Origin of the sequence: Promicromonospora sp. NPDC060204, from assembly GCF_042728455.1 — a bacterium.
Lineage (GTDB): Bacteria > Actinomycetota > Actinomycetes > Actinomycetales > Cellulomonadaceae > Promicromonospora.
Genome location: NZ_JBHWZO010000263.1, coordinates 1 through 8,457, shown reverse-complemented (window position 1 = coordinate 8,457; position 8,457 = coordinate 1). Strand labels below are relative to the sequence as shown.

The window sequence follows — 8,457 nt, the reverse complement described above, 5'->3', positions numbered from 1 at the left end:
CTTCTACCCCGTCATCGGGCCCGGAACTGGGCTGTTTTCGGGCCCGATGACGGGGTAGAAGCGCACCTTCGACCGCGGTCGGGTGAGCGCGGCCAGGGCGGCGACCGCGCGCGTCCGTCACCCCGCCAGCAGTCGCTCCGTCAGGGCCCACAGCCGGCGGGCCGAGTCAGGGTCGATCGAGTGCGGCACGACGTCGGCCGGGACGTCGTCGGCGTCGGCCCCGGTGAGGTCGACGGGCCGCGGGTCCTCGTCCAGCGGCGAGATGTCGCTGTTGGTGAGATAGACGCCGCCGACGTCGGCCAGGAGAGGGCTGGTCGCGGCGAACACGATCGTCGCGGCACCCTGCTCCGGCGTCTTCTTGCCGTGCTCGGGGTCGATGACCGGGTTGCCGGCGTCGTCGATGAGGCGCATCGCACGCTGCGCCGCCTCGCCCACGGAACGGTTGAAGGACGTCGCCGGCACGATGCCGGGGTGCGGCGCGTACGCGCGGATCCCCTCGTCCGCCCAGCGCCGGTCGAGCTCGACCGTGAACAGCACGTTCGCCGTCTTGGACTGGGCGTAGGCGAGCCCCGGGTCGTAGCCGCCGGCGGTGAAGTTCGGGTCGTCCCACAGGATGTCCGACATCCGTTGGGCACCGGACGTGGTGGTGACCACGCGGGCGCCGCCGGCCGCCCGGAGCGCCGGGTGGAGGCCCAGGGTGAGCTGGGCGTGCCCGAGGTGGTTGGTGGCGAGCTGCGCCTCGTAGCCGCGCGCGTCACGCTCGATCCGCGCCGGCGCCGGGTAGCCGGCGTTGTTGATCAGCACGTGCAGCGGTCGGCCGGAGCCCAGGTAGCGCTCGACGAAGCCGTCGATCGAAGCCGGGTCCATCAGGTCCAGCCGGCCGACCTCGACGCGTTCGATCCCCGCGACCGCGGCAGAGGCGCGCTCCGGGTCGCGCGAGGCGACCACGACCGAGGCACCGGCCCGGGCCAGTGCCTGGGTGGCGACCAGGCCGAGGCCGGAGTGCCCGCCCGTGACGACGGCGTTCCTGCCGGTCAGGTCGACGCCCGCGAGGACGTCGTCGACCGTGGAAGCGGCGGTGAATCCGGTACCGAGGGGGTGCTGGCGATGTGTCATGACGGTTCCCTTCGTGCGGTGGGTGAGGCCGGGCCAGGCGACGGCCGGGTCAGGCCGCGGCCGCGCGCTGCTCGGCCGGACGACGGCGCAGGGTGGGCTGCTGGATGGCCGGCGGGTCGTAGGCCATGTCGAGGCGGCCGATGTCGGTGCCGGGCGGCACGATGGCGTCGATCCGGTCGAGGATCTCGTCGCTCAGGCTGACCTCTGCGCCGGCGAGCGCGCTGTCGAGGTGCTCCATGGTGCGCGGGCCGATGATCGCGGAGGTCACGCCCGGGTGCGCGATCGCGAACGCCATCGCGAGGTGGTTCAGCGGGATCCCGGCGTCCTGCGCGACGGGGATGAGCTGCTCGACGACGTCGAGGCGCCGCTCGTCCTGCAGGTGCGCGAACCCGTACTGGGCCCGGTGGGCGTCGCTGGCGCGGCCCTTGCGGTACTTGCCGGTGAGCATCCCCCCGGCGAGCGGGCTCCACACGAGGGTGCCCATGCCGTACTGCTGGGCGACCGGCAGGACGTCGCGCTCGATGCCGCGGTTCAGGATCGAGTACGGCGGCTGCTCGGTGCGGAACCGCTCCAGGCCGCGCCGCTCGGCCACCCACTGCGCCTGGACGATGTCGGCGGCGGGCATGGTGGACGAGCCGATGGCCCGCACCTTGCCGGAGTTGATCAAGTAGGTCAGCGCGGCGAGCGTGTCCTCGACGTCGGTATCCGGGTCGGGCCGGTGGATCTGGTACAGGTCGATGTGGTCGGTGCCCAGACGGCGTAGCGAGTTCTCCACCTCGGCGATGATCCAGCGCCGCGAGTTGCCCCGGTGGTTGGGGTCGTCGCTCATCGGCAGGTGCACCTTGGTGGCCAGCACGACGTCGTCGCGGCGGCCCTTGAGCGCCTTGCCCACGATCTCCTCGGACTCGCCGCGGGAGTAGGCGTCGGCCGTGTCGATGAAGTTGATCCCCGCGTCGAGGGCCTTGTGGATGATCTTGACCGACTCGTCATGGTCCGGGTTGCCGATCGCGCCGAACATCATCGCGCCGAGCGCGTAGGGGCTGACCTTGATGCCGGTCCGGCCGAGGCTGCGGTAGTGCATGGGGCCCTCCTGGGGTCGAGAGGTCTGGTGGGCGTCGCCGCGGTGGCGTACTCTGGAGCTAAGCGGAACGCTCTTCCAGAACCATATGGAAAGCCGTTCCGGTTAGCAAGAGACCATGGAGAGAAGTGACCCAGCACACAGAGCAGCGGCCCCTGCGCCGCGACGCGCAGCGCAACATCGACGCGCTGCTCGACGCCGCCAAGCAGGTCTTCGGCACGTCGGGCGTCGACGCGCCCGCCAAAGAGATCGCCGACCTGGCCGGCGTCGGCGTCGGCACGCTCTACCGCCACTTCCCCAAGCGGTCCGACCTGGTCAAGGCCGTGTTCCAGGCCGAGGTCGACGCCACCGCCGACGCCGCCCCCGTCCTGGCCGCGGAGCACCCGCCGGTCGTCGCGCTCGAGAAGTGGCTCCACCGCTACACCCAGTTCCTCGTGACCAAGCGCGGGCTCGCCTCGGCGCTGCACTCGGGCGACCCGGCGTTCGACGCGCTGCCCGCCTACTTCATCGGGCGGCTCGGGCCCGCCCTCGGCTCGCTGCTCGACGCCGCCGTCGCGGCCGGCGCCGTCCGCGCCGTCGTCAGCCCCCAGGACCTCCTGTACGCCGTGTCCAAGCTGTCGCTGCCCATGGAGGACGAGGAGCCGGACCACGGCCGACGCATGCTCGACCTGCTCGTCGACGGGCTGCGGTACGGCGCGGGCAAGGACCCCGCAGGCCAGGGCGGCGACCGCGCGTGACGGCGGGCGGCCTCACCAGCAGCGAAGGTGCCCGGGACTACGGTCGCGGCCTGCTGCTCGGCCGCACCGTCCGGCTGCGCCCCCTCGCCGAGGAGGACGTGCCGCACCTGGACCGGTGGTGGCGGGAGACCGAGTGGCAGCCGCTGCAGCAGCCCACCGTGCGCCCGCGGCCCGCCGGGACGGCCGCCGACCTGTTCCGCGCGTGGAGCGCCAACACCGACCCGGGCGCGGTCGGCCTGAGCGTCGAGACCCTTGAGGACCCCCGCCTCGTCGGGCACGTCACCCTCCACGGGGCGACCCTTCCGCAGCGCACGGGCACCCTCGGCATCATCCTCGGCCCCGAGCACACCGGGCACGGGTACGGGTCGGACGCCGTCCGCGTGCTGCTCCGGTACGCCTTCCAGGAGATGAACCTGCACCGCGTCGAGCTGAGCGTCTGGGGCTTCAACACCGACGCGCGACGCGCCTACGAACGGTGCGGGTTCGTGGTGGAGGGACGACGCCGGGAAGCCGTCTTCCACGCCGGCCGCTACCACGACGACGTCGTCATGGGCGTGCTCGCGAGTGAGTGGAACGCGACCGGCCCGAGCTAGCGCCCCACCCGCCGGGACGGTTTCGGGCGGACGCCGTCCGCGGCTAGGGTGGGCCCACTTGGCGCGGGGCGCCGGGCACCAGCCCGGCTGAGATGCACCCGTGGAACCTGATCTAGGTAGTGCTAGCGAAGGGAACGCCTCATGAGCTCCGTCCTGCCCGACGCCGTCGCGTCGGTCGTCACCGCGGTGCGCGACACAGCACCCCTGGTGCACTGCGTGACCAACGTCGTGGTCACCAACTTCACCGCCAACGTGCTGCTCGCCGCCGGCGCGGCACCGGCCATGGTCGCCGACCCCGAGGAGGCGCCCGTCCTGGCCGGCGTCGCCGGAGGTCTGCTCATCAACCTCGGCACCGTCGAGGGCGGCCAGGCCGACGGCATGCGCGCCGCTGTCGACGGCGCCACCGCCGCGGGCGTGCCCTGGGTGCTCGACCCCGTGGCCATCGGCGCGCTGCCGCTGCGCACCCGCCTCGCGGCCGAGCTCTTCGCGCGCGGCCCCGCCGTCGTCCGCGGCAACGCGTCCGAGATCCAGGCGCTCGCCGGCGGCGCCGGCGGCCGCGGCGTCGACTCCCTCGACACGCCCGACGGCGTGCGGGACGTCGCCCTCGGCCTGGCCCGGTCCTCCGGCGCCGTGATCGCCGTCAGCGGCGCGTCCGACCTGATCACCGACGGCGTGCGCGTCGTGCGCGTCCAGGCGGGCACGTCCCTGATGACGCGCGTGACCGGCGTCGGCTGCTCGCTCGGCGCGCTCGTCGCGGCCTGCTCCGCCGTCACCGAGGACCGCCTGCTCGCCGCGACCGCCGCGACGGCCTGGCTCTGCGTCGCCGCCGACCGCACCACCTCGACCACGCCCGGCAGCTTCGCCGTCGAGCTGGTCGACCGCGTGTTCGACGTCGACCCCGAGGCCGTCGGGTTCGGCGCCGGGCTGGTGAACGAGCCCGCCACCGGGCACGAGCCCGCGCGGGCCGAGGCGTGAGCGCCCGGATCCGCCTCGACCCGTCCGTCTACCTCGTTACCGACACCCAGCAGTGCGGCGGCCCCGCCGGGGTCGTCGCCACGGTGGGCGCGGCGGTCGACGGCGGCGTGACCGCCGTCCAGCTCCGCGACCCGGGCGCGACCACCCGCGAGCTCGTGGACCTCGGCCGCGCGCTGGTCGCCCTGCTGCGGCCGCTCGGGGTACCGCTCGTGGTCGACGACCGGGTGGACGTGGCGCTCGCGATCGACGCCGACGGCGCCCACGTGGGCCAGCGCGACCTCGACCCCGTCTCCGCGCGCCGGCTGCTGGGCCCGGACCGGCACCTCGGGCTGAGCGTCAGCACGCCCGAGGAGGCCCGGGCCGCGGCCGGGCTGCCGGCCGGCACCGTCGACCTGCTCGGCGTGGGCCCGGTGCGGCCCACGCTGACCAAGTCCGACGCCCGGCCGGCGATCGGCTTCGCCCGGCTCGGCGTCGTCACAGCCGCCGCGTCGCTGCCGTGCGTCGCGATCGGCGGGCTGCGGGCGGACGACGTCGCCGCGCTGCACGGCGCCGGTGCGGCCGGCAGCGCCGTCGTCTCCGCCGTCTGCGGTCGGCTCGACCCGGCCGCCGCGGCGCGGGAGCTCGCGCGGGCCTGGGCGGCGGCGCGGGCCGAGGGTCGCTCCGGCGTGCGCTCGGGGGCGACGACGGGGCCGGTCTCGTGAGCGCGCCCGCACAGGGCGCGGCGCAGGTCGGCGACGTCGCGCGCCCGGTCGAAGCGCGTCCCGGCGAAGCGCGTCCCGCCGACGCCGCCGCGCGCGTCGACGCCGCCCCGCGCGTCCGCCCGCCCGGCCACCCCGTCGTGGCGCTGACGATCGCGGGGTCGGACCCGTCCGGCGGCGCCGGGATCCAGGCCGACCTGAAGACCTTCGCGGCGCTCGGCGGTTACGGCTGCGCGGTGCTCACGGGGCTGACGGCGCAGTCCACGACCGGGGTGACGCGGGTGCACCCGGTGCCCGCCGACATGGTGCGCGCGCAGCTCGACACGCTGTTCGCCGACGTCGCCGTGGACGCGATCAAGATCGGCATGACGACGGACGCCGCCGTCGCCCGGGCGGTCGCCGCCGCCCTGCGCGACCTGCGGGCCTCGGGGCGCGCGCCGTTCGTGGTGCTGGACCCGGTGATGGTCGCGACGTCGGGCGACCGGCTGCTCGCGCCCGACGCCGAGGCCGTGCTGCGCGACGAGCTGCTCCCCCTGGCCGACCTGGTGACCCCGAACCTGCCCGAGGCCGCGGTGCTGCTGGGCGTCGACCCGGCCCGGGACGGCGCCGAGGCGGCCGACCAGGCGCGGGCGCTGCGGGCACTCGGCACCGGGTTCGCGCTGGTCAAGGGCGGGCACCTCGACTCGGCGGAGTCGGTCGACCACCTGGCGGGCCCGGGGCTCGGTCCGGAGGGTGTCGGCGGGGACGGCGTCGGCGGGGACGGCGTCGTCGCCCTGGCCGCGCCGCGGATCCCCACGCGGAACACCCACGGCACGGGCTGCACGCTCAGCTCGGCCTGCGCCGTGCTGCGCCCCGCGCACGACGGGTGGGAGCCGGCGGTCCGGGCCGCGAAGGAGTACCTGACCGGTGCGCTGCGTGCGGCGGACGCCCTCGTCGTCGGCGGAACGGGGACGGCGTCGGGCCCGTGGCAAGGCCACGGCCCGGTCAACCACGCCCACGCGACCCACCCACCGACCGCCTGACCCACCGACCACCTGACCCACCGACCACCCGACTGACCCGCCCGACCAAAGGATGCCGAGTCAGTCGGCTGGTCGGACCACCTGGCTGACTCGGCGAAGCCAACCCGGCGAGTCAGTCGGGTGGTCCGACCAGCTGGCTGACTCGGCGGAGTCGGGCCGGCGAGTCAGTCGGGGGGTCACACCGACTTGAGGATCTCCGCCGCCTCGGCCCGGGCCCAGGCGTCGGCCTCCAGCACGCCCTCGACCGATCCCGCGTCGCCCGCCGCCGTCGTCCCGTGCGCCTCGACCACGGCGGCCACGGTGTCGACGATGTCGAGGAACCCGATGGTGCCGTCGTGGAAGGCGTCCACGCACACCTCGTTCGCGGCGTTGTAGACGGCGGGGTGGGTCCCGCCGGCCTCGCCCACCTGGCGGGCCAGCCGGACGGAGGGGAAGGCGTCGTCGTCCAGGGGCAGGAACTCCCAGCTCGCGGCCTGCGTCCAGTCGATACCGACGTCGACGTCGGGCAGCCGGTCCGGCCACGACAGGCCGAGCGCGATCGGCACGAGCATCCGCGGCGGCCCGGCCTGCGCGATGGTGGAGCCGTCGACGAACTCGACCATGGAGTGGATCATCTGCTGCGGGTGCACCACGACGTCGATGGCGCTGAACGGCAGGTCGAACAGCAGGTGCGCCTCGATGACCTCCAGACCCTTGTTGACCAGCGTCGCGGAGTTGGTGGTGACCACGCGGCCCATCGCGAAGTTGGGGTGCCGCAGCGCCTGGGCGGGCGTCACGTCGCGCAGGTCGTCCCGCGAGCGGCCGCGGAACGGCCCGCCGCTGGCCGTCACCACGAGCCTGCGCACCTCGGCCGAGGAGCCCGAGCGGAGCGACTGCGCGATCGCGGAGTGCTCCGAGTCCACGGGCACGATCTGACCCTCGTGCCGCACGGCGGCCTTGACCAGGGCGCCGCCCACCACGAGCGACTCCTTGTTCGCGAGCGCCAGCGTCGAGCCCGCACCCAGCGCGGCCAGCGTGGGGCGCAGCCCGACGGAGCCGGTGATGCCGTTGAGCACCACGTCGCTCCCCCGGCCGGCCAGCTCGGTGGCGGCGTCGGGTCCGGCGAGCACCTCGACGCCGTCGGCGCCGGCCTCGCTCAGCAGGGTGGTCAGGGCGGGGCGCGCGGCGGCGTCGGCCACGGCGACGGCGCGGACGCCGAGCGTGGCCGCCTGCCGGGCGAGCAGCGGCAGGTCCGAGCCGCCCGCGGACAGCGCGTCCACGCAGAACCGGTCGGGGTTACGCCCGATGACGTCGACGGCCTGCGTGCCGATGGAACCGGTGGAGCCGAGAAGGGTGACGCTTCGCATGGGGCCCATCCTGTCAGCCCGGAACGTCCTGTCAGCCCGGAACGGCCCGGCCGACGTCAGGACTCGCCCGGCTGCTCCGTCCGGCCGCGCCCGAACATCCGCCAGCCGCGGACCACGCCCCGCGGGTCGGGCACGGGAGCGTCCGCGGCCTCCCATCCGGCGTCGTCGTCGAGCGGGACCACTCGCAGGCCGAAGTCGGCCAGGATCACCGGGATGCCGCGGATCGCGGCGCGGTCCTTCTCCCGGTCGGACTCGGAGAGGTCCGCCCAGGGCCGCAGGTCGGGGTGCAGCCGGCGGGCGTCGTCGCGCTCGGGCCCGTAGGTCCAGCCGGCGGCGACCTTCTCGGCCATCCAGCGGTCGTGCTCGTCCACCGCCCGCGCGTCGACCACCGGTTCCGGGATCCGGCCGTGCTCGGCGTTGCCCGCGGGGACGACGGTGCACCCCATCTGGCGCAGGCGGTCGGGGATGGCGCGCACCTGCGCGCGGTTGGCGGCCCGCAGGTCCTCGGACAGCTCGGACCAGGAGACCATCGCCGGCGCGCTCTGCCACGCCACGCCGCGGGCGCGCTGGTTGCGCAGGTAGGTGAGGTGGGCGGAGACCGCCATCAGGTCGTAGACGTCGTCGTGCACCAGGACGCCGGGTGCGGTGGCCCGGCGCAGCAGCGTCCCGGGCTCGACGATGTCGAGGCGGCCGGCCAGGTCGTCGAGGATGGCGCCGTCGTGCGCGCCGAAGAGCCCGCCCAGCCCGGCGAGCCGGTTCAGGCGCAGCACGACGGCGCCCTCGCTGGCGCGCCAGAGGTCGCTGTCGCGCAGCGCCTCCCGGAGCGCGTCGCCGTCGTCGTCGTGGCACACGTAGACGCGCTGCGGGCTGCCGACCGCGCGGACCTCGGCGA

The 8,457-nt window shown here is 75.1% G+C and carries 9 protein-coding genes and 1 riboswitch; of the genes, 5 read left to right on the top strand and 4 right to left on the bottom strand.

Going from position 1 to position 8,457, the window contains the following annotated elements:
• Positions 1–117: 117 nt before the first annotated feature.
• Both ACFWEJ_RS24270 and ACFWEJ_RS24265 read right to left on the bottom strand, forming a co-directional pair.
• Positions 118–1,116, bottom strand: a complete 999-nt coding sequence (locus ACFWEJ_RS24270; protein ID WP_377231747.1) for an SDR family NAD(P)-dependent oxidoreductase — start codon at positions 1,114–1,116, stop codon at positions 118–120.
• A gap of 49 nt (positions 1,117–1,165) precedes the next feature.
• Positions 1,166–2,197 carry an aldo/keto reductase gene (locus ACFWEJ_RS24265; RefSeq protein WP_377231746.1) on the bottom strand — a complete coding sequence of 344 codons (1,032 nt, stop codon included), beginning with the start codon at positions 2,195–2,197 and terminating at the stop codon, positions 1,166–1,168.
• A 125-nt stretch (positions 2,198–2,322) separates the two neighbouring features.
• Between ACFWEJ_RS24265 and ACFWEJ_RS24260 the strand changes: the two genes are divergently transcribed.
• The 5 genes from ACFWEJ_RS24260 to thiD all read left to right on the top strand — a co-directional run bounded on the left by ACFWEJ_RS24260 (position 2,323) and on the right by thiD (position 6,219).
• Positions 2,323–2,931, top strand: coding sequence for a TetR/AcrR family transcriptional regulator (locus ACFWEJ_RS24260; protein WP_377231745.1), 609 nt, complete (start codon positions 2,323–2,325; stop codon positions 2,929–2,931).
• Entirely contained in the window at positions 2,928–3,524 is a 597-nt protein-coding gene (locus ACFWEJ_RS24255) for a GNAT family N-acetyltransferase (protein ID WP_377231744.1), read from the top strand. The genes ACFWEJ_RS24260 and ACFWEJ_RS24255 overlap by 4 nt, the downstream gene beginning before the upstream one ends.
• Positions 3,525–3,578: 54 nt before the next feature.
• Positions 3,579–3,676, top strand: a riboswitch (TPP riboswitch).
• Positions 3,666–4,499 (top strand): hydroxyethylthiazole kinase, encoded by an 834-nt coding sequence (thiM, locus tag ACFWEJ_RS24250; protein WP_377231743.1) that lies wholly within the window; start codon positions 3,666–3,668, stop codon positions 4,497–4,499. It overlaps the preceding riboswitch by 11 nt.
• Positions 4,496–5,200 (top strand): thiamine phosphate synthase, encoded by a 705-nt coding sequence (thiE, locus tag ACFWEJ_RS24245; protein ID WP_377231742.1) that lies wholly within the window; start codon positions 4,496–4,498, stop codon positions 5,198–5,200. Before thiM ends, thiE begins: the two co-directional genes overlap by 4 nt.
• A gap of 137 nt (positions 5,201–5,337) precedes the next feature.
• Positions 5,338–6,219, top strand: coding sequence for a bifunctional hydroxymethylpyrimidine kinase/phosphomethylpyrimidine kinase (gene thiD / locus ACFWEJ_RS24240; protein ID WP_377231748.1), 882 nt, complete (start codon positions 5,338–5,340; stop codon positions 6,217–6,219).
• A 176-nt stretch (positions 6,220–6,395) separates the two neighbouring features.
• On the opposite strand, the gene dxr is transcribed toward thiD, so the two are convergent.
• On the bottom strand, positions 6,396–7,565 hold the full coding sequence (dxr, locus tag ACFWEJ_RS24235; protein ID WP_377231741.1) for a 1-deoxy-D-xylulose-5-phosphate reductoisomerase: 1,170 nt from the start codon (positions 7,563–7,565) through the stop codon (positions 6,396–6,398).
• Positions 7,566–7,621: 56 nt separating this feature from the next.
• Positions 7,622–8,457, bottom strand: an 836-nt coding sequence (locus ACFWEJ_RS24230; protein ID WP_377231740.1) for a RyR domain-containing protein, incomplete at its 5' end; no start/stop codon positions are given.

Coding starts and splice junctions, on each gene's coding strand:
- ACFWEJ_RS24270 (WP_377231747.1), bottom strand. CDS start 1,116: ATGACACATCGCCAGCACCCCCTCGGTACCGGATTCACCGCCGCTTCC.
- ACFWEJ_RS24265 (WP_377231746.1), bottom strand. CDS start 2,197: ATGCACTACCGCAGCCTCGGCCGGACCGGCATCAAGGTCAGCCCCTAC.
- thiM (WP_377231743.1), top strand. CDS start 3,666: ATGAGCTCCGTCCTGCCCGACGCCGTCGCGTCGGTCGTCACCGCGGTG.
- dxr (WP_377231741.1), bottom strand. CDS start 7,565: ATGCGAAGCGTCACCCTTCTCGGCTCCACCGGTTCCATCGGCACGCAG.